Annotated in this window: 19 protein-coding genes; 18 read left to right on the forward strand and 1 reads right to left on the reverse strand. The window is 51.5% G+C overall.

Annotated features, from left to right (window positions below):
• Positions 1-130 precede the first annotated feature (130 nt).
• The 4 genes from purR to Q5741_RS19530 all read left to right on the forward strand — a co-directional run bounded on the left by purR (position 131) and on the right by Q5741_RS19530 (position 4,170).
• Entirely contained in the window at positions 131-958 is an 828-nt protein-coding gene (gene purR / locus Q5741_RS19515) for a pur operon repressor (RefSeq protein WP_305025789.1), read from the forward strand.
• Positions 959-1,137: 179 nt separating this feature from the next.
• Positions 1,138-1,422, forward strand: coding sequence for a septation regulator SpoVG (spoVG, locus tag Q5741_RS19520; RefSeq protein ID WP_305025790.1), 285 nt, complete (start codon positions 1,138-1,140; stop codon positions 1,420-1,422).
• A gap of 246 nt (positions 1,423-1,668) precedes the next feature.
• Positions 1,669-3,069: a bifunctional UDP-N-acetylglucosamine diphosphorylase/glucosamine-1-phosphate N-acetyltransferase GlmU gene (gene glmU, locus Q5741_RS19525; RefSeq protein ID WP_305025791.1), complete on the forward strand. Its 1,401-nt coding sequence runs from the start codon at positions 1,669-1,671 to the stop codon at positions 3,067-3,069.
• A 147-nt stretch (positions 3,070-3,216) separates the two neighbouring features.
• Positions 3,217-4,170, forward strand: coding sequence for a ribose-phosphate diphosphokinase (locus tag Q5741_RS19530; protein ID WP_305025792.1), 954 nt, complete (start codon positions 3,217-3,219; stop codon positions 4,168-4,170).
• A 110-nt stretch (positions 4,171-4,280) separates the two neighbouring features.
• Here Q5741_RS19530 and Q5741_RS19535 read toward each other — a convergent pair whose 3' ends face one another.
• Complete coding sequence (locus Q5741_RS19535; protein ID WP_305025793.1) at positions 4,281-4,481, reverse strand: hypothetical protein; 201 nt, start codon at positions 4,479-4,481, stop codon at positions 4,281-4,283.
• 98 nt (positions 4,482-4,579) lie between these two features.
• Between Q5741_RS19535 and pth the strand changes: the two genes are divergently transcribed.
• The 14 genes from pth (at position 4,580) to spoIIE (ending at position 20,413) form a co-directional block, all read left to right on the forward strand.
• Entirely contained in the window at positions 4,580-5,140 is a 561-nt protein-coding gene (gene pth / locus Q5741_RS19540) for an aminoacyl-tRNA hydrolase (RefSeq protein WP_305025794.1), read from the forward strand.
• Between the two features lie 79 nt (positions 5,141-5,219).
• A complete protein-coding gene (locus Q5741_RS19545; protein ID WP_305025795.1) occupies positions 5,220-5,450 on the forward strand; it encodes an anti-sigma-F factor Fin family protein in 231 nt (76 codons plus the stop codon).
• A 216-nt stretch (positions 5,451-5,666) separates the two neighbouring features.
• Positions 5,667-9,188 (forward strand): transcription-repair coupling factor, encoded by a 3,522-nt coding sequence (gene mfd, locus Q5741_RS19550; RefSeq protein WP_305025796.1) that lies wholly within the window; start codon positions 5,667-5,669, stop codon positions 9,186-9,188.
• A complete protein-coding gene (locus Q5741_RS19555; RefSeq protein WP_305025797.1) occupies positions 9,175-10,338 on the forward strand; it encodes a peptidylprolyl isomerase in 1,164 nt (387 codons plus the stop codon). The genes mfd and Q5741_RS19555 overlap by 14 nt, the downstream gene beginning before the upstream one ends.
• Positions 10,339-10,773: 435 nt before the next feature.
• Positions 10,774-11,316: a stage V sporulation protein T gene (spoVT, locus tag Q5741_RS19560; protein ID WP_305025798.1), complete on the forward strand. Its 543-nt coding sequence runs from the start codon at positions 10,774-10,776 to the stop codon at positions 11,314-11,316.
• Positions 11,317-11,450: 134 nt separating this feature from the next.
• The gene (locus Q5741_RS19565; protein ID WP_305025799.1) at positions 11,451-13,118 is read left to right on the forward strand and encodes a putative polysaccharide biosynthesis protein; all 1,668 of its coding nucleotides are present in this window, start codon (positions 11,451-11,453) and stop codon (positions 13,116-13,118) included.
• 189 nt (positions 13,119-13,307) lie between these two features.
• Entirely contained in the window at positions 13,308-14,807 is a 1,500-nt protein-coding gene (gene yabN / locus Q5741_RS19570; RefSeq protein WP_305025800.1) for a bifunctional methyltransferase/pyrophosphohydrolase YabN, read from the forward strand.
• Between the two features lie 188 nt (positions 14,808-14,995).
• Positions 14,996-15,268, forward strand: coding sequence for an HU family DNA-binding protein (locus Q5741_RS19575; RefSeq protein WP_305025801.1), 273 nt, complete (start codon positions 14,996-14,998; stop codon positions 15,266-15,268).
• Positions 15,268-15,546, forward strand: coding sequence for an RNA-binding S4 domain-containing protein (locus Q5741_RS19580; RefSeq protein WP_305025802.1), 279 nt, complete (start codon positions 15,268-15,270; stop codon positions 15,544-15,546). Before Q5741_RS19575 ends, Q5741_RS19580 begins: the two co-directional genes overlap by 1 nt.
• Positions 15,547-15,712: 166 nt before the next feature.
• Entirely contained in the window at positions 15,713-15,997 is a 285-nt protein-coding gene (gene yabP / locus Q5741_RS19585) for a sporulation protein YabP (RefSeq protein WP_305025803.1), read from the forward strand.
• Positions 15,994-16,563, forward strand: coding sequence for a spore cortex biosynthesis protein YabQ (gene yabQ / locus Q5741_RS19590; protein WP_305025804.1), 570 nt, complete (start codon positions 15,994-15,996; stop codon positions 16,561-16,563). The genes yabP and yabQ overlap by 4 nt, the downstream gene beginning before the upstream one ends.
• Positions 16,564-16,576: 13 nt before the next feature.
• Positions 16,577-16,906, forward strand: a complete 330-nt coding sequence (locus Q5741_RS19595; protein WP_305025805.1) for an FtsB family cell division protein — start codon at positions 16,577-16,579, stop codon at positions 16,904-16,906.
• A 123-nt stretch (positions 16,907-17,029) separates the two neighbouring features.
• Positions 17,030-17,545 (forward strand): S1 domain-containing RNA-binding protein, encoded by a 516-nt coding sequence (locus Q5741_RS19600; RefSeq protein WP_305025806.1) that lies wholly within the window; start codon positions 17,030-17,032, stop codon positions 17,543-17,545.
• A gap of 363 nt (positions 17,546-17,908) precedes the next feature.
• Positions 17,909-20,413 carry a stage II sporulation protein E gene (gene spoIIE / locus Q5741_RS19605; RefSeq protein WP_305025807.1) on the forward strand — a complete coding sequence of 835 codons (2,505 nt, stop codon included), beginning with the start codon at positions 17,909-17,911 and terminating at the stop codon, positions 20,411-20,413.
• Positions 20,414-20,478: the final 65 nt, after the last annotated feature.

The following is a 20,478-nucleotide window of genomic DNA, read 5'->3' on the forward strand; positions in this document are numbered from 1 at the left end:
TTCGGATTTAGACATCCATGGCATTGGGTCGTTAGATGAGTGTGGTTCCGTGGACAGTAATTGTGACCATTTCCGTTACTGGGCTGCGGCGACCTGATGTGGGTGTTCCAGAGGATCGTGAGGAATTTTGGTGAAAAAATTAAAAAGAAGCGCACGTCTGGTGGAGATGACTCAATTTCTGCTATCCCGTCCCCACACCCTAATCCCATTGACCACGTTTGCTGAACGTTACGGAGCGGCCAAATCCTCAATCAGTGAGGATCTGGCAATCATCAAGGAAGTGTTCGAGGACGAAGGCACGGGTGAACTGCAGACGCTGGCCGGTGCAGCCGGAGGCGTGAAGTATATCCCGCATCTGGCGAAGGAGCATGCCCTGGAGTTTATCCATGGACTCTGTGAGCAGCTGGCACAGCCGGATCGTATATTACCTGGCGGCTATCTGTATATGTCTGATCTGCTGGGTGAGCCTGGTATTATGAACGAAGCAGGTAAAATGATAGCTACAGCGTTCCGCAATCAGGATATCGATGTAGTAATGACGGTAGAAACCAAAGGGATACCGCTGGCCTATGCTACAGGAGCTCAGCTCAATCTTCCGGTCGTGCTCGTGCGCCGTGACCATCAGGTAACCGAAGGGTCGGCAGTAAGCATTAACTATGTATCAGGCTCACACAAGAGTCTGCATACCATGTCACTGTCGCGGCGGGCCATGAAGGAGAAGTCACGGGTGCTGATTGTGGACGATTTTATGAAGGCAGGGGGAACGATCCAGGGGATGGTGGATCTGCTGGCGGAATTTAATGCCACCGTTGCGGGTGTTGGTGTTCTGGTAGAGTCCGGATCGGTTGATAATGATGAGCGTCTGCTGCATGATTATGTCTCGTTGGCGAACCTGACCGTGGTGGATCCGCGGAGCAAACAGATCGCCGTGAAGCCGGGAAACTACTTTGATCTGTAAAACTTTGGACAATTATTTGTCGGATGGAAAAGAATTGTTGGCAATTGTGTCGAAAGTCACAGGTTCCAAAAAAAATTCCTGATTTTAGGAAGTTTTTATAACCGAAAAAGAAGGAATTCTCTGCAGATATGTGGAATTATACACCAAGTCTCGAATGAGAAAAGGTGGTGAATACACACATGCAGATTACGGATGTCAGACTCCGCCGGGTTAACTCAGAGGGGAGAATGAAAGCAATTGCATCCATTACCATCGACGAAGAGTTTGTCGTTCACGACATTCGCGTCATTGACGGGAACAATGGAATGTTCGTTGCTATGCCAAGCAAACGGACTCCGGATGGAGAATTCCGTGACATAGCACACCCTATCTCCTCCGGTACACGCGAGAAGATCCAAGCCGCTGTTTTGGCTGAATATGAACGCGCTGCAACCGAAGAAGTAGCAATTGAAGAAGGTGCCTAAGAACTATTGGGGTTCAAAGGAAAAGAGAGCCATAAAACTGTGGCTCTCTTTTCTTTTCCTCTGGAATGATATATATTCTTTAATGAGTTATTAGAGAGACGGCAGGGTTCCAGCGGTTAGCACAGGAACACAGATGCCCATCGTGATGATACGAACACAGGTAAATCAGGTATAATATGATATAGACAGATATTACAGTATCGAGAATAAGCAGATCGTTGCTTGTTGGACTAGGAGGTCAGATTCTTGAAAAGGTTGGCTGTTGTTCTTGCCGCAGGTCAAGGGAAACGAATGAAATCGAAGCTGTATAAGGTGCTTCATCCTGTATGCGGCAAACCGATGGTAGGGCATGTGCTGAGTACGGTGCAGAACGTGGGTGTCAGCCGCAGTATTGTGGTGGTGGGCCATGGCGCCGAAGCGGTACAGGCCTATTTGGGCGCTGACGCTGAATATGTATTGCAGGAAGAGCAGCTGGGAACCGGACATGCGGTGAAACAGGCGAAAGCTCTGCTAGGCAATGAGGAAGGAACGACGATTGTCATCTGCGGCGATACGCCGCTCGTCACATCCGAGACACTTGAAGGACTGATGCAGCTGCATGAAACCCGCGGTGCGGCGGCCACTGTACTGACAGCCCAGATGGAAAACCCGACCGGTTACGGGCGTGTCATTCGGGATGCCGGCAACGGCGGCGTACTGCGTATTGTAGAGCAGAAGGACTGCAGTCCGGAAGAGCAGGCAGTAACCGAAATTAATACCGGTACGTACTGCTTTGACAATGCCAAGCTGTTCGCTGCGCTGGAGAAGATTACAAACCAGAATGCTCAACAGGAGTATTACCTGACAGATGTCATCGGTATTTTCCGCAGTGAAGGAGAAGGTGTTGAAGCCTACCTGACCAAGGATGTGTCGGAGTCCATCGGTGTTAATGACCGTGTGGCCTTATCGGAAGCAGAAGGGTATATGCGTGAACGCATTGTGAAGAAGCATATGCTGAATGGAGTTACCGTCATTGATCCGTCCTCTACCTACATTGGAGCAGACGTACAGATCGGTTCTGATACGGTTCTTTATCCGGGGACTGTGCTGAAGGGCAAGACCGTCATTGGCGAATCCTGTATCATTGGGCCTTCGAGCGATATTGAGGATTCTGAGATTCATAATGAATCAGAAGTCAAACATTCTGTTCTGAGCGGAGCCATCGTGGGCGCCCATACAACAGTAGGTCCATTCGCTTATCTTCGTCCGGGTGCGAAGCTTGGTGAGCACGTGAAGATCGGTGATTTTGTAGAAGTCAAGAATGCCAGCATTGACGATCACTCCAAGGTCTCCCATCTGAGTTATGTAGGAGATGCCAGAGTGGGCAAGAACGTGAATATCGGCTGTGGTGCGATAACCGTCAATTATGATGGATATAATAAATCTGTTACCGAAATTGAAGATGATGCCTTCATCGGCAGTAATGTGAATCTGGTGGCCCCGATTAAGGTCGGTAAAGGTGCTTTTGTAGTGGCAGGCTCCACGATTACTCATCATGTCGCTGACAATGATTTGGCCATCGCGCGGACACGCCAGGAGAACAAAAGCGGCTATGCCAGCAAAATCCGGGCACGTGCCAAAGCCAAAAAGGACAAAGACCAATCTTAATCGTTTAACAATGAACGATACAGTGTGCCTTACGGCATGCAGTGTAATAAATGGCGGATTACAGTAATCGTCCTGCGGGACGGTGCCGACAAGCAAGCGGGCTTAACGATTCCAATTGAATGAACCAGCACGGAGGGCATTTATCTTATGACTTATTTTGATTCCAAATTAAAAATATTTACTTGTAACTCCAACCCCAAGTTGGCTCATCAGATTGCCGATTATATCGGAATTCCAATGGGCGAATCCCATACCACCTCGTTCAGTGACGGTGAAATTCAGGTAAAGCTCTCTGAGAGTGTACGCGGCTGTCATGTCTACATCGTGCAGTCCACCTGCGCCCCGGTGAATGACAACCTCATGGAACTACTCGTGATGGTGGATGCCCTGAAGCGTGCTTCAGCCAAGAGCATCAATGTGGTAATTCCTTATTACGGTTATGCACGTCAGGACCGCAAAGCGCGCTCCCGTGATCCTATTACGGCGAAGCTGGTCGCGAATCTGATCGAAAAAGCCGGCGCCCACCGCGTGATCTGTATGGACCTGCATGCCATGCAGATTCAAGGTTTCTTCGACATCCCGGTGGACCATCTGCTTGGCGTACCGATTCTGGCTCAGTACTTCCGCTCCAAACAAATTGAGAATCCGGTTGTTGTCTCCCCGGACCACGGGGGTGTGGTTCGTGCGCGTAAATTGGCAGATTTCCTGAACGCGCCGCTTGCTATTATCGACAAGCGCCGTCCAGAGCCGAATGTGAGCGAAGTCATGAACATTATCGGTAACATTGAAGGTAAAACAGCGATCCTGATCGATGACATCATCGATACCGCGGGTACTATTGTGCTGGGTGCCAATGCCTTGATGGAAGGCGGCGTTAAAGAGGTATATGCCTGCTGTACCCATCCGGTACTGTCCGGACCAGCCATGGAGCGCCTGGAGAATGCACCATTGAAGGAAGTTATCGTAACGGATACCATTCCAATCACACATCCAAACCCGACCAGCAAACTGAAAGTCCTGTCGGTCGCGCCGCTCATGGGTGAAGCAATCATCCGTGTTCATGAGGAATTGTCAATCAGTAAGCTGTTTGAAATTGAATAGTTCGACTTGATTACAAAAGGGGTTACATTTCCGTCGCCGGATAATGTAACCCCTGTCGGCGTGCTGCGGCACGCAACGTAGATACAGGCATCGGGACCGTCGGCAGCCGGTTAATAGCCGGGTCTCGATACGAAAGTGAATCGTTTGCGATTAAACAAGGTCTGGCCAATTTCTACAAAATGATCGTTAAAGCGGGCAATTTGCCCGACTTCCACATGAAGCTCCCCTTCATAAACCTGGACAGGGACGCGGTGCTTCAGATGGAACAGAAATTGGCTGTCATAGATTAGAATATCGCCCAGATCACGCAAGGTGGCTTCGCCTTCCCTCTGTCACAAAATATGCATTCCTAAACATAGTTATCTACTATTCTATCAAAAAAAACCGCTCTTGAAAGGAAGTATTGCACATGAAGTGGATTGTAGGCCTGGGTAACCCCGGCCCTCAGTATGCAAAAACAAGGCATAATATCGGTTTTATGGCTATTGATGACCTGGCCCGCCGCCATGGTATTTCGGTCACGCAGAGCAAATGCAAAGCATTGGTGGGTGAAGGGAACGTCGGCGGTGAAAAGATCGTGCTGATCAAACCGATGACATTCATGAATCTGTCGGGCGAATCCATTCGGGCCTATATGGACTATTATAAAGCAAGCCTGGATGATCTAATCGTTGTCTATGATGATATGGATACAGAGATCGGCAAGGTGCGCCTTCGTTATCAAGGCAGTGCTGGCGGCCACAATGGCATCAAGTCGATCATCCAGCATACGGGCACCCAACAGTTTAATCGTGTACGTATGGGTATATCCCGGCCGGAGCCAGGTCATGCGATCATTGATTATGTTCTGGGTACTTTCCCGAAGAAAGACCAGGATCTGCTGGAAAAGACCATCGAGAGCACTTGTGATGCACTTGAATTCAGCCTGAAGCATACGTTTGAGCAGACGATGGCCAAGTTTAACGGTTAATGTAACCGGGCAGAGCAGCGGCTAAAAACATCCTTACAAGGGCATACTAAAGGTATATTCTATGTCAGGAGGCATACTTATGGCCGTAAACTATGTATGCAGGCACTGCAATACCTTTCTGGGGCGGATTGATGCCCCTCATGTGACCGAAGCCCAGCTCGGTTTCCATTTCTTGACCCCTGCCGAACGGAGAGATATAATAGCCTATAATTCGAATGGAGAAATGACCGTCCGGGTGACCTGCGATTATTGCAGAGAATATCTGGAGGTCTATCCCGAATTAAGTCTGCTGGCAAATCCGCTGCAGTAACTGATTATTTTTGTGTGCTGCGAAGCCTGCGTATAGGTCCTTTGCTCAGCACATCATATGGCAGCAGACGGAAATTATGACACAATGAGATAACGACAGGTCAACAGGAAGCAGCGGGAACGCTGCCTGATCAGAGCCTTGGCAGTATATATGCTGAGGCTTATTTTGCGGTTGTGCCTGTCATCGATAAAGTCAAGATAAGAGAGGTGCCTTTTTTTGTTACAAGCACTTATTCAAGCTTTTTCCAAAGATCCCGATTTCGGGTCCATCACTGCCGGTATCGCGTCGGGGATGAAAGAGCAGCTGATCTCAGGTTTATCCGGTTCCTCCAGACAGGTGCTCATGGCGGCGCTGGCTGAGGAATCTACCCGACCGCTGCTTGTCATCACACATAATATGTTTGCCGCCCAAAAGATTGCAGATGATCTGCAGGAAGCGCTTTCACCCGATCGCGTTTTTCTTTATCCTGCCAACGAGCTGGTAGCTGCCGAAGCCGCAGTATCCAGCCCGGAGACACTGGCCCAGAGAATTGATGTACTGACACAGTGTGCCCAAGGCTTCCGCGGTATTGTGGTAGCGCCTTACTCCGGTGTGCGGCGCTATCTGCCCCTTCCAGAGGTCATGGCATCCGCGCCGTTCACGCTCAAGCATGACGATACCCTCGAAGTGGAATCGTTCCTTCTGCGCATGGTAGAGCTCGGTTATGAGCGCGTAGAGCGTGTAGAATCACGCGGCGAGATGAGTGTCCGGGGCGGTATCATTGACTTTTATCCTGTTACCGCCGAATTAGCCTACCGTATTGAGCTGTTCGACGATGAGATTGATTCCATCCGTACCTTTGATCCGGTGGACCAGCGCTCCATCGAGAAAATTCAGGAGGCTGTCATTACGCCATGCAAGGAACTCATTGCCGATCATGCACGGATGGACCGTGCAGCAGAGCGTGCTGCGTCAATGATGGAAGAGCAGCTGGCCAAGATGACGGACCGTCAGGCGAAACAGCGTCTCCGGGAAGAATTGGAGCGGGAGTTTGAGCTGCTGCGGGAGCATGTCTATTTTGCTGAAATTTATAAATATATTGAAGTTTTGTATCCGGAACAGAAAACGCTGTATGACTATATGCCGGAGGATACCATCCTGATCATCGATGAGCCTGCACGGATGCTGGAGACAGCGAAGCAGCTGGAACGGGATGAATCAGAATGGAACCTTCACCTGCTTCAGAACGGCAAGACGCTGCCGCAGCTGCATTTGTCAGCAGACAGTGACGCTGTGCTGTACCGCCGTCCGTTCCAGACCCTTTTCATGTCTGTCTTTCTGCGTCAGGTTCCCCATACTCAGCCGCAGAATATCCTGAATTTCATCGCAAGGGGCATGCAGGATTTCCACGGTCAGATGAATGTATTGAAGTCCGAAATGGAGCGCTGGCAGAAAGCAGGAACTCACGTTATGATGCTGGCCAGCGGGGAAGAACGTCTGGAACGGATGCGCCGGGTGCTTGAGGATTATGGCATTGAGGAGCCTACCATGGCGATCGGTAATCTGCAAAGCGGATTTGAGATGCCTTCGATACACCTTGCTGTCATTACAGAAGGTGAGATGTTCTCACAGAAGCAGCGCAAGGCCCGTAAATCCGGCCGCAACGTGGATAACGCCGAAAGAATTAAGAGCTATACCGAGCTGAAGGTGGGTGACTATGTCGTTCACCAGAACCATGGTATTGGTAAATATATGGGCATTGGTACGCTGGAGGTCGGCGGAATCCACAAAGACTACATGCATATTATGTATGCCGGCGGCGACAAGCTGTCTGTACCGATTGAACAGATTGATCTGATTCAGAAATATGTGGGTTCCGAGGAGAAGGAACCGAAGATTTACAAGCTGGGCGGTAATGAATGGACACGGGTGAAGACCAAGGTGCGCAGCTCGGTTCAGGATATAGCGGATGACCTCATCAAGCTGTACGCTGAGCGGCAGTCAGCGCCTGGGTATGCTTTTGAGAAGGATACTACCGAGCAGCAGGAGTTTGAGGGAATGTTCCCTTATGACGAGACACGTGACCAGATGCGTGCAATTGAGGAGATTAAGAAGGACATGGAGCAGAGCCGTCCAATGGACCGTCTGCTATGCGGAGACGTGGGATACGGCAAGACAGAGGTCGCTATTCGTGCTGCTTTTAAAGCGGCGATTGAGGGCAAGCAGGTTGCGATCCTGGTTCCAACGACCATCCTTGCCCAGCAGCACTATGAGACATTCCGTGAACGCTTCTCCGGTTATCCGTTTAACATTAGTGTTCTCAGCCGTTTCCGGACTCGCAAGGAGCAGAATGAGACGACGAAGGGGCTTCGCAACGGCACAGTTGATATCGTAATCGGTACTCACCGGCTGCTCTCTCAAGATCTGGTATTTAAGGATTTGGGTCTGCTGATTGTGGATGAAGAGCAGCGTTTTGGTGTCACTCATAAAGAGAAGCTGAAGCGGCTGAAGACCAACGTTGATGTGTTGACCCTAACGGCGACACCTATTCCGCGTACGCTTCATATGTCCATGCTGGGTGTAAGGGACCTGTCGGTCATCGAGACACCGCCGGAGAACCGCTTCCCGGTACAGACCTATGTGGTAGAGCACAGCCAGGCACTCGTACGGGAAGCAGTAGAGCGGGAGCTTGCGCGCGGAGGCCAGGTCTATTACCTCTATAACCGCGTACAGGGCATTCACGAGATGGCCGCTGAGATTTCTGCGCTTGTTCCTGAGGCGAAGGTTGGCGTGGGCCACGGACAAATGTCCGAGACAGAACTCGAGAAGACGATTCTCGATTTTCTGGATGGGGAATACGATGTCCTCGTCAGCACCAGTATCATTGAGACCGGGGTCGATATCCCGAACGTAAATACATTGATTGTGCATGATGCGGACAAAATGGGCTTGTCCCAGCTGTATCAGCTGCGGGGCCGGGTAGGACGCTCCAACCGGATTGCATATGCCTACTTCACTTATAAACGCGATAAGGTGTTGACAGAAGTAGCGGAGAAGAGGCTGCAGTCCATTAAGGAGTTTACGGAGCTGGGCTCGGGCTTCAAAATTGCGATGCGGGATCTGTCGATCCGCGGAGCTGGTAATTTGCTGGGGGCGGAGCAGCACGGGTTCATTGCCTCTGTCGGCTTCGACCTATACTCGCAGATGCTCGCGGAGGAGATCAACAAACGCAAAGTTTCTATGTTGGGCGAAGCCGTGCCGGTGCAGCACTGGAATACAACGATTGATTTGGGTATAGATGCCTATCTGCCTGCAGATTATATCTATGACAGCATTCAGAAAATTGAAATCTACAAGAAGGTCGCAGCCATTTCAACCTTCGATGATGCCGTTGAACTTGAAGAGGAGCTGCTGGATCGCTTTGGCGAACTTCCTGCAGCAGTGCTCCACCTGCTTGCTGTAGCAAGATTCAAAGTTTATGGACGCCTGTACGGCATTGACAGCATCAGCCAACGCGGTGATGACGTTACCCTGAAGTTCTATGAAGGACGTGAGAAGGCGGTAGACGGCGCCAAATTATTCGAGATTGGCAATCGCTTCGAAAGACGTGTACAATTTGAACAAGGGTCTGTATTGGCAATCCATTTGAAGGGCAAAGGATTGAACGAAGGTCAGCTGATGGAGCTGATTGAACATTTCCTGGATGCCATCAAGGATGCATTTAATCTGAAGGGAGAATTACAAGATGTTATCAAATAGCAAGAAATCGTGGAAGGTCCTGCTGCTGACACTGGTGGCGGTCCTGACCGTTTCCGTGCTGGCGGCCTGCGGCAGTGACGACAGCAAAAAGAGCAGTTCGTCGTCGGATACCAAGACGGAGTCGCCGGCCAGCAAAGATACAAGCAAGGTGGTAGCCACTTACCAAGGTGGACAGGTCACAGAGAATGAATTTAACCTGGAGCTCAGCACCATTAAATTCCTGTATCCGCAATATGCGGATGTAGCCGCACTCGACGACTTCAGAGAATACTTGGTGAAGCAGGAGATTGCTACGAAGATTCTGGCTGCCAAGGCAACCGATGACCAGAAGAAAAAAGCAGCAGAGTCCTCAGAGAAGCAAATCAGCCAGCTGAAGCAATCCGTCGGCGATGAGCAGTTCAAGAAGCTTCTGGGTGAACAGAAGCTGACAGAGGATAATGTAAAATCCTATCTGACACGTGTGAATACCGTAAATGAGACTGAAGCTGCAGCGGTTACTGACGATCAGATGAAGAAGGAATTCGAAACCAACAAGGATCAATTTACAACGGCGTCAGTACGTCATGTTTTGATCAACTTCACGGATCCGAAGACCAATAAAGAACGTACCAAGGAAGAAACCCTGAAGAAGGCCAAAGAAATCAAGGCCAAGCTGGATAAGGGTGAAGACTTTGCAGCCATTGCCAAAAAATATTCTGAGGATCCAGGCTCGGCAGAAGATGGCGGCCTGTATAAAGACGCTCCTGTAGCCAATTGGGTAGATGCGTTCAAAGAAGCAGCTAAGACGCTGCCGTTGAACAAAATCAGTGATCCGATCGAAACGGAATACGGCTATCACATCATCCGTGTGGAATCGCGTACGGTTGCTGACTACAGCAAGCTGACAGATGAGCAGAAGACAAGTCTGCGCAACTCTGTTGCGAACACGGAAGTACAGAACTTCATTGAGAAGGACCTTCCAGGCATGATTACGAAGCTTGATCTGCCGAAGGCGCCTGCTGCATCGACGGACAAAGGTACAGGCACAACGGGTACTGAAGGTACAACCGGCAGCGAAGGCACCAGCACAGACAGCAGTAAAACAGACAGCAGCAAGACGGACAGCACGAAGGACACCACTTCCAGCGAATCAGGTACAACAGGCAAGTAATTGGCCGGATCACCTGAACAGGCTTTACGGAGAGAGGCGCGGGCAACCGCGCCTTTTGTGGTGCCGGTGCCTGCTGCGGCGAATGAGGAAGTTGGACAAAGATGTATAAGGAACTGGGAACAGTTGAATACTATGGTCAGATATATGAAACGCCTGCCGGCCAGTAAGCTGCCGGGCCATCACGGTTGGATCAAGGAATACATGCGCTCGGCGCTACCTGTTCCTGAACCCGGATGTGCTGCCGAAACCAACCGTGAATGGCGGGGAACGGCCATGAACCGGCGTTTATACCATCTGTTTCAAGACCGCTGGGTAGAGCTTAGTACGGTATCAGACTTCCTTGGATCTCAAAGATCTTCAGTCTGATGCTCGCATTGAGCCCGACTCATGGACAGTAGTTGACTAAATCTTCTGAGAAAGTGAGGCAACATGTGAATGAAAGCTACTGGAATCGTTCGTCGAATTGATGATCTTGGGCGTGTTGTTATACCAAAAGAAATCAGACGCACCCTGCGGATCCGTGAAGGAGATCCATTGGAGATCTTTGTGGACCGCGATGGTGAAGTTATCCTTAAAAAGTATTCCCCTATTGGTGAACTCGGCGATTTCGCTAAGGAATATGCCGAATCATTGTATGAGAGCACAGGCCACGTGACGATGATCTCCGATCGGGACAGTATTATTACTGTAGCTGGTGGCTCCAAGAAGGAATACCTGGACAAGCAGGTCGGTGAAATGGTCGAGAACTGCATGGACAGCCGTAAGACGCTGCTTGAGACAACAAGCGGAACCTACGAGATCAGTAAGGATAATGAGGAAGCTTTGTCGTCATTCGTGATTGCTCCGATTATTGCAGGCGGAGACCCGATTGGCACCGTTATTTTGTTCAATAAGGACGAATCAGTGAAAATGTCGACCCTGGAAACCAAAATGGCAGAAACGGCCGCAGGCTTCCTGGGAAAACAAATGGAACAGTAAAAGGTTTTCTCCCGAATCAAACTCCCTTCTCCAGCCAGGCCCTTATCGGGGGCTGCGGCAGAGGGGAGTTTTTTAGTGTGTGCCATAACGGGTATAATGAATGGTAATGATTATGGGGAAAAGTAGGGAATGACATGAATAATAGCGATACCGGCTCCAGGATGCTGCGGGGGGCTCTTATTCTGACGGCGGCAGCGGTGCTGTCCAAGCTGATCGGGACCCTTCAGAAAATACCACTGCAAAATATCGGCGGAGATGGTGTTTTTGGCATTTATAACACTGTTTATCCTTTTTATACGCTGCTGATTACAGCTGCTGTAGTCGGACTGCCGGCAGCCATCTCCAAATTCGTCGCAGAGGCTGAGGTTGCCGGTGACCGGCGGCAGGGTGAGGAAGTGCTTCGCCTATCTACACTCATGTTGGCAGGAATCGGCTTCATCACAGGGCTGTTCATGTACTTTGGGGCACCTTGGATTGCAGGATGGATTGATAACTCCCATGTGATTCCCTCCATCCGCAGTGCCTCGTTTGCTTTTCTGGTCGTACCGGTCATGACCGGATTACGCGGGTACTTCCAGGGGCTGCAGAACATGCTGCCCACGGCAGTCTCCCAGGTTGCCGAGCAGAGCGTACGCGTAGCGACCATGATGGTGCTGCTGTTCCTGCTGCTGGGTCAGGATGCGTCGTTTGACCAGATTTCTGCGGGAGCCGTCTTCGGATCGGCCGCAGGCGGGGCTGCCGGTCTGCTCATCATGCTGCTGTACTGGCATCGTCAACGCCGAATGAACCGGCTGTTGCAGACATCAGCCGGAACGGCCCGGGCAGAGGCAGCGGCGGCAGGCTCTATGCCGGCAGTCCGGAACCGCTGGCAGCTGTCACGCCAGCTGCTGCGTTACGGCATACCGGTCTGTCTCAGCACACTATCTGTTCCGCTGATGAGTCTGGCCGATACGTTCACCGTACCGCGGCTTCTCAAGCATGATGGCTTTAGTGAGGCGGGGGCTATGGTCCAGTTTGGCATTTATAATCGTGGCATCCCGCTCGTCCAGCTGGTCACGATGATTGCTACCTCGCTCTCGGTGCTGTTCATTCCGGCCATGGCTGAGGCGAGGATGAAGGGCGGAGATGAATGGGTACGCAGACAGGCCTCAGCCTCTCTTCGCTGGTTCTGGCTGATCGGCCTGGCTGCAGCGGCCGGACTGGCTGTTCTGGCACAGCCGGTCAATATCGCGCTGTACCAGGATGATCTGGGCAGCGGCGTGATGCAATGGATTGCCGTGACGGCTGTCGGCGGCACGATCAGCATCATTACCGCTGCCCTGCTGCAAGGGCTCGGTTCCGTACGCGCGCCGGCCCTGTTCATGCTCGCAGCCACGGCAGCCAAGGTGCTGCTGAACGTGCTGCTCGTCCCGCGCCTCGGCATTACCGGCGCAGCCGTCTCCGGCGCAGCCGCCTACCTGCTGTCAGCGCTGCTCAATGCAGCGCTGCTCGCCCGGCTGGTCCGGCTGCGATTGGCCTGGCGCGCCGCCGTGCTCAAGCCGGCGCTGCTGATCGCCGCCATGAGCGCAGCTGCGGCGGCGGTATCACACGGCACCGGCATGCTGCTCGGTGCTGCCGGGCTTGCGGCCGGAAGCCGGACGGCCGCGCTGGCACAGAGCCTGCTGGGCGCAGCGGCAGGCTCTGGGGTAGTGCTGTTCGGAGCCGTGCTGCTCCGGCTCCTTACGGCAGACGAGCTTGCGGCGCTGCCCAAGCTCGGAGTGCCCCTGGCGCAGCTGCTTCGCCGGCTGCGTGTCCTGCGCTAGGCTTCACGAAAGGGAAGCCGCTTTGGATATGCGGGACGGATTTCAGTCCCGCGGGAGTTTCATGCTATAGTGAGAACAGCATGATACCGACAAAAGATAACGGATGCAATGCCTTCGGGCATGACGATAAATAAGCGGTACGGCAAGGCTGACCGCTAAAAGTTAAATGCTGAGACTGGAGGGTTTCGAATGAGTGCGTCATTGACGATTATTGGACTGGGATCGGGAGATCCCGACCAGCTGACTTTAGGTATGCTGAAACGAATGAAGCAGGCAGACAAAATTTATTTGCGGACAAACGACCACCCCGTGGTGGCTGTGCTGCAGGAGCAGGGGCTCGACATCTCCTCTTTTGACCATGTGTATGAAGAGAAGGACTCCTTCCCCGAGGTCTATGAGGAGATTGCAGGTTTGCTGATTAATCAAGCGCGCCTGGCAGCACAAGGTACCGAGATTGTTTATGCGGTACCCGGCCACCCTATGGTAGCTGAAGCAACCGTAGGCATTCTAAAGCGGCGCTGTGCCATTGAAGAGATCGAGCTGACGATTCTGGGCGGGGAAAGCTTCCTGGATGAAGCCTTTATACGCCTCGGATTTGATCCAATTGAAGGCTTCCAACTGCTTGATGCATCGAGCATTGGACCAGAGAGCCTGCAGCCTCGTCTGCATACCCTTATCGGGCAGGTGTATGATACGTTTACGGCTTCGGACGTTAAGCTGAGTCTGATGGAGATCTACCCTGACGATTATCATGTTATCGTGGGGCATGCCCTTGGAGTGACGGGGGAGGAGCAGATCTTCCATGTGCCTCTCTATGAACTGGACCGAGTAGAAGGCTATGGGAATTTATCCCTAGTCTATGTACCGCGCAATGAAGATGACAATCTGCGCCGCCGCTCGTTCGCCCGTCTGCATGAGATTGTAGATATCCTGCGCAGCCCGGAAGGTTGTCCGTGGGACCGGGAACAGACCCATCAGTCTATACGCAAGAATCTCATTGAAGAGACCTATGAAGTGATCGAGACGATTGATGAAGACGACCCGGATCACATGAAAGAGGAGCTGGGAGATCTGCTGCTGCAGATTCTGCTCCATGCGCAGATGGAGGAGGAACTGGGTACCTTTAGTGTCTATGATGTTATTGAAGGACTGCATGACAAGCTGATCTTCCGTCATCCTCATGTCTTCGGTGAGAATAAGGCTGCTGATGCCGAAGAAGCACTGCGCAACTGGGATCAGATGAAGGCCGAAGAGAAGAAGCAGAAGGGAATCGAAGATGGACAGGCTTCAGCGCTGGACGGCATTCCTCGCGATCTGCCCGCACTGATGAAGGCATACAAGCTGCAGAAGAAGGCCTCGAAGGTCGGCTTCGATTGGGATGAGATCAGCGGGGTATTCGACAAGATTGAAGAGGAGCTGGCTGAACTGCGTGAAGCGGTACAGCAGAGGCAGACCACAGAGGAGCAGCAGCTGGAACTGGGAGACCTGCTCTTTGCCACGGTGAATGCGGCGCGCTTCATCGGAACAGATCCGGAAGAGGCCCTCTCGCTCACCAACCGGAAGTTTATCCGCCGGTTTGAGTACATGGAAGAGCGGCTGCGCGAACAGAGTCGCGGATTTGCCGATGCCAATCTGGAGGAGCTGGAGGCCTATTGGCAGGCGGCCAAATCGTCAGAGCGCCGGGATTAAGGGGAAAATAACCGTTTTTTCGGGGATATCGGCAAAAAACATAAGAGTTAGAGCAGGAATTTTGCAGATCAGCCAGAATACATGGTATAGTGGCCAGACAAGCATCACTGGTGCTACCTGCTTGGCAGGCCCGGTCAGTCAGACCGTGTAGTATTTTATTTTTTTGAACTCGGGAGGCTTTTATTACAATGAACAAAACAGACCTGATCAACAACATTTCCACCAAAAGCGGCTTGTCCAAAAAAGACGTTGAAGCTGTGTTGAACGGATTCTTGGGAGAAATTACAGATGCACTCGCCAGCGGCGACAAAGTTCAATTGATTGGTTTTGGTACTTTTGAAACCCGCAAACGTTCCGGACGTACAGGCCGCAACCCGCAAACCGGTAACACCATTGAAATTCCTGAGTCCACTGTTCCTGCATTTAAGGCAGGCAACAAGCTCAAAGAAGCGGTTAATTAATGCGTCTTGATAAATATCTGAAAGTATCCAGACTGATCAAACGCCGTACCGTTGCCAAGGATGTGTCTGATCAAGGGCGTGTCCTGGTCAACGGACGTGAAGCCAAGCCCAGCAGCTCGGTGAAGATCGGTGATGAGATCACCGTTCAATTTGGTCAGAAGCTGGTTACCGTCAGAGTGGAACGGTTAGCAGAGAGCACGCGCAAGGAAGAGGCTAGCAGCCTGTACACCTTGGTCAAGGAAGAGCCGATCGCCAAGGATAATGGCCTGAACTGGTAAGCGTGAGATCTTGAGATCCGTCACTGAGAGCATCCTCTGCATTCGCAGAGGATGCTCTTTTTATATAGCTCTGAAGCATATATAGAATCAGCCGCAGTCGGGGTCCTGCCGGTTCTAAATCTCCTCCTTTATCCATAGTTTAGAAACAGAAGGAGGGGTACATGCCATGATCGACCAAGGAAAAGCCAAACAGCATGATCTGCGCATGCAGAATCGGAAAGGTCTTGAACTTACAGGGGTCCGGAGTGTAGAGAGCTTTGACAGCGAAGCCTTTTTGCTGCAGACCGAGCAGGGTCATCTGACTATCCGCGGCCAGAATTTACATATCAAACATCTCAGCCTGGAAGAGGGGCTGCTGTCTATTGAAGGATATGTACATTCGCTCTTTTACTCGGAGCCCGGTACCCAGAAGAAGAACGGAAAGGGCCTGCTGGGCAAGCTGTTCAAATGAACTTCTATGTCCAGTGGGTAACCCTGCTGTGGATGCTCTTTTCCGGTGCGATGATGGGAGTTGCCTTTGACAGTTACCGGGTACTGTCTGGACGGCTGCAATTTCCCAAATGGAGCATTCATGCGCTGGATATTCTGTACTGGTCCGCTTCCGCCGTGTTTGTGTTCCGTATGCTCTATGCCAGCAACCACGGCCAGCTGCGGTTTTATGTCTTTTTGGGACTGTTTTTAGGGGTTTGGCTCTATTTTTGGATCTTGAGTGTTACAACCCAGCGTTTTGTGGTAATGTTAATTGAAGGAGCACGGCAATTATGGCTGTTGTGCCGACGGATATTCCATTTACTCATCTTAATGCCGCTGAAGGGCCTTTACAGGATTCTGCGGTTATTCTTGGGTTTGGTGTGGGTAATCACTTTGTTTATAGCTAAATTGCTGTTACAGCTGCTGCTGCCTTTCTGGAAGCTGCTGCGCTGGATAGTGAGGCCGCTGTTTGCCTGGTGGGTTACGCCGCAGTGGCTGTCCCGGTTTGGCAGGAGTATGGTTGCAGTGTGGAAACGCTGGTTTTAAGGAGGAGATCCTGATGCGGGCATCGTCTGTGCGTTCACAGTCATCATCTTCAATAACCAAATATGCAGGCGGTCGCAGAAGAATTATGATTTGGCTGGTCTCTATGCTGTTGTTTGCAGGTTGGGCAGCCTGTACCTTCTTTTCCCAGTCTTCACAGCTGGAGGATAAGAAAGCCAAGCTCGCCAAACAGGAGCAGGACAAAGCGGAAATGCAGCAGGCGGTTAAGCAGCTTCAATATGAAGTAGGACGGCTCCAGGATTCGGAATATATCGGGCAGCTTGTACGAAGCAAGTACGGTATGTACAAGCCTGGTGAAGTACCTATTCTAGGCGGCAATAAATAGGCGGAGAGCGGGACAGTGCTCTGTTGACCTTGGTTTCGCCATTTTGTATAATCAAATCACCACAGCGGGATTTTTGCTATTAAAATCGGGTTGTATATTTTTAAGGGAGGATCATTTTATTCTATGGCAATTGAAGTGGGCACCAAGTTAGAGGGCAAAGTGACAGGCATCACGCATTTTGGAGCATTTGTGGATCTGTCTGGAGGTGTCACAGGACTCGTTCATATTTCAGAGATCGCTGACAACTACGTTAAGGATGTCAATGACCACCTGAAAATCAACGATACGGTGACCGTGAAGGTCATCAATGTGGACAAAGACGGTAAGATCGGACTTTCCATTAAGCAGGCTGTTGATAAGCCGGCTGAGTCTCAGCAATCCAGACCGCCAAGAGGTCCTAGACCAGAGCGTACGGGTGGAGACAGAGAACGTTTTGGCGGCGGAGGTCCGGGTCATGGACGCGGTGGCGGCGGTTCGTTTAACCGCGATCGGGGAGGACGCCCATTCAAGCCCGCAGCAAACAAGCCTTCATTTGAGGATAAAATGTCACGCTTCCTGAAAGATAGCGAAGAGCGCATTTCGTCGCTGAAGAAGAACACCGAGGGCAAGCGCGGCGGACGTGGCGCAAAACGCGTATAACAGAGGGCCGATGGCCTACTGCTGATACAGCCGATATCACCATATATAGAATGAACCGCAGGTACCTGAGGGTGCCTGCGGTTTTTTTGTCTGTTTCTGTTTTTGTCCGACATGATCCAACGAGATTCAGGAGCAATCGCTGGCAGATTGGCAGGATTTATGAACAGCTTCTGCTGCGCCAGGAGGCCCTTTTATACGTTCAACCGTTCTGAGACCTGTCCGCTCCGTGATCCCCGTCCTTTCGCGACGGCTTTCATTTTGTCGGAAATTTCTTCGGATGCCGGCTGTTGTTCTGACAAACTTTACCTGAAACAGCAGTTAACATAGACACCATCAAATTGAATCGAATGGGGTGCCTGATTTATGGAGAAATGGAATGTCGTGCAATTCCCGGGATCAAAGCTGGGTAGAGGAGAATCCAAACGCCGTTCAGCCGGCTGGCTGATCCGCATAAGAGAACGTATGATATCCTCGAAGCTGGCCCGGTCGGTCTCCGTGCACAAATGGGCCTTCATGCTGGCCTTCATGGGTTTCCTGCTCGGGAAAGCCACGATTTTGGACGAGCTTACCCCGTTCGCAGCAGCTTATTTTGCCGTTATCGTTTTCCTTCGCCGGGATTTGATTATACCTGTGGCAGTATCGCTGCTGGCCGGGAGTGTCTTTGCGCCTTATCCAACGTTGTTCATCGTTGCAGCAGAAATGCTGATCTTCTATCTGATCTTCCGTGGGCTTGAAGCCTATGAACATGCGGGAATTTCTTATGCACCGCTACTGGTATTCCTCTCCGCCTTCATGGTGAATCTATTCGGAGACCTGATGGCTGCTACGCTGACCTGGTACGACATTCTGATGACGTCAGCAGATGCAGTGCTCAGCTTCATGCTAACACTGGTATTTGTACAAGCGATTCCGTTCTTCACCCTTCGAAAAAAAGCCAGCTCTCTCAAAAATGAAGAGATTATATGCTTGATCATTCTTCTGGCCTCCGTAATGACGGGCGCTGTGGGATGGACGGTGTATTCGCTGTCAGTAGAGCATATCTTCTCCAGATATTTGATTCTGGTATTTGCTTTAGTAGGAGGCGCCCCGCTTGGTGCTTCTGTCGGAGTGGTAACCGGACTGATCCTCAGCCTGGCCGATATGTCGGCAATCATGCAGATGAGTCTGCTGGCATTCTCCGGTATGCTGGCTGGGATGATGCGGGAGGGCCGTAAGAGTGCCGTCTCTCTCGGGATGCTGCTCGGTTGTTCTATACTGGCGATTTACCTGGACGGCACAGGGGATGTATTAAAATCAACCTGGGAGAGCTGTGCAGCGATTGTACTGTTTATGCTGACACCAAAAGGCATGATCGGCTTCGTATCCCGGTATGTGCCGGGAACCCAGGATCATTCCCGGTCCCAGCATGAATATGCGCGGAGGATTCGGGATTTGACGGCAGAACGGGTAAACCGGTTTTCCAAAGTATTTCAGCAGCTGTCCCGAAGCTTCCATCAGGTACCTGGCAGGGATGAGGTGGAGCGGGAAGGGGAAATGGAACATTTTATGAATGCCGTAGCTGAGGATACCTGTGCAGGCTGCTTCAAGCAGGCCCAGTGCTGGGATGCGAAATTTTATCAGACTTACAATTATATGACGGAAATGATGGGAGCTATCGAGAACAACCCGGAGCTGTCGGCCAAGGAAATCCCTGTTCAGTGGAGCAAATCGTGTGCCAAGACAGAGGCGGTTCTCGAGGTCATGAAGAAGCAGTACAACCTATATCAACATAATATGCAGTGGCGCCAGCAGTTATACGATAGTCGTCAGCTGGTGGCCGAGCAGCTCTCTGGTGTATCACAGGTCATGGAGGATCTGGCCCGTGAAATTCAGCGGGAAGGACAGGCTATGCACCATCAGGAGGGACAGATCCGGGAGGCCCTGGAACGGCTGGGCTTGTCTATACACAGTATCGAGATCATTAATCTGGAGGCCGGCCAGGTAGAGATTGAGATTGTGCATGCCTATACCCGCGGATTTGATGAATGCCGTAAAATGATTGCCCCGCTTCTCTCTGATATTCTGGACGAGCATATTGCAGTGCTGCAGGAGGTTATGACGGACCCGCGCCAGGGGTTGGCGACCGTTACATTTGGTTCAGCCAAGTCGTTCGAGATAGCAACCGGGGTGGCAGGCGCCGCCAAGGGGGGTGGAGTACTGTCAGGCGACAGCTTCAGTACAGTCGAGCTGGGCAACGGCTCCTTTGCCGTATCGCTGAGTGACGGTATGGGCAACGGGGAGCGGGCCCGGCAGGAGAGCCGGACGGCACTCGATATCCTGGAGCAGCTGCTTCAGTCCGGGATGGATGAACGACTTGCCATTAAATCCGTTAATTCCATTCTGCTGCTGCGCTCACCGGAGGAAATTTATGCAACTGTCGATATGGCACTGATTGATCAATACACAGCCAAGACGACATTCTTGAAGATCGGCTCAGCACCTAGCTTTATCAAGCGGGGGGATGAAGTCATACCGATCTCGGCCAGCAATCTGCCTATCGGCATCATTCAGGAGATTGAGGTGGACCTCATCTCGCTGCAGTTGGAGCCGGGGGATCTGCTGATTATGATGACAGACGGCATCTATGACGCACCCGGTTATGCGGTGAACAAGGAACTTTGGATGAAACGGATGATTCAAGAGATTCATAGTGATGATCCGCAGGAGATCGCTGACTGCCTGCTGGAGCGGATTATCCGCTATCAGCAGAATCAAATTCATGATGATATGACGGTTGTTGTGGGCAGGGTGGATCATTATGTACCGGAGTGGGCTACGCTGCGGATGCCGGGAATCGACCGGATGGAGCGCCCGCGTACGGTAAGCTGACCTCGAATTTCTATCTGATATTTCTCTGATTGAACAGGACATCCTCTTTCTATTTTTCTCTTGGC

It is taken from the genome of Paenibacillus lacisoli, assembly GCF_030580655.1.
GTDB classification, from domain to species: Bacteria; Bacillota; Bacilli; order Paenibacillales; family Paenibacillaceae; genus Paenibacillus; species Paenibacillus lacisoli.

Bases quoted from the DNA above. Each gene is read 5' to 3' on its own strand.
- spoVG (WP_305025790.1), top strand. From the start codon at position 1,138: ATGCAGATTACGGATGTCAGACTCCGCCGGGTTAACTCAGAGGGGAGA.
- Q5741_RS19530 (WP_305025792.1), top strand. From the start codon at position 3,217: ATGACTTATTTTGATTCCAAATTAAAAATATTTACTTGTAACTCCAAC.
- pth (WP_305025794.1), top strand. From the start codon at position 4,580: ATGAAGTGGATTGTAGGCCTGGGTAACCCCGGCCCTCAGTATGCAAAA.
- Q5741_RS19545 (WP_305025795.1), top strand. From the start codon at position 5,220: ATGGCCGTAAACTATGTATGCAGGCACTGCAATACCTTTCTGGGGCGG.
- Q5741_RS19555 (WP_305025797.1), top strand. From the start codon at position 9,175: ATGTTATCAAATAGCAAGAAATCGTGGAAGGTCCTGCTGCTGACACTG.
- spoVT (WP_305025798.1), top strand. From the start codon at position 10,774: ATGAAAGCTACTGGAATCGTTCGTCGAATTGATGATCTTGGGCGTGTT.
- Q5741_RS19565 (WP_305025799.1), top strand. From the start codon at position 11,451: ATGAATAATAGCGATACCGGCTCCAGGATGCTGCGGGGGGCTCTTATT.
- yabN (WP_305025800.1), top strand. From the start codon at position 13,308: ATGAGTGCGTCATTGACGATTATTGGACTGGGATCGGGAGATCCCGAC.
- Q5741_RS19575 (WP_305025801.1), top strand. From the start codon at position 14,996: ATGAACAAAACAGACCTGATCAACAACATTTCCACCAAAAGCGGCTTG.
- Q5741_RS19580 (WP_305025802.1), top strand. From the start codon at position 15,268: ATGCGTCTTGATAAATATCTGAAAGTATCCAGACTGATCAAACGCCGT.
- yabP (WP_305025803.1), top strand. From the start codon at position 15,713: ATGATCGACCAAGGAAAAGCCAAACAGCATGATCTGCGCATGCAGAAT.
- yabQ (WP_305025804.1), top strand. From the start codon at position 15,994: ATGAACTTCTATGTCCAGTGGGTAACCCTGCTGTGGATGCTCTTTTCC.
- Q5741_RS19595 (WP_305025805.1), top strand. From the start codon at position 16,577: ATGCGGGCATCGTCTGTGCGTTCACAGTCATCATCTTCAATAACCAAA.
- Q5741_RS19600 (WP_305025806.1), top strand. From the start codon at position 17,030: ATGGCAATTGAAGTGGGCACCAAGTTAGAGGGCAAAGTGACAGGCATC.
- spoIIE (WP_305025807.1), top strand. From the start codon at position 17,909: ATGGAGAAATGGAATGTCGTGCAATTCCCGGGATCAAAGCTGGGTAGA.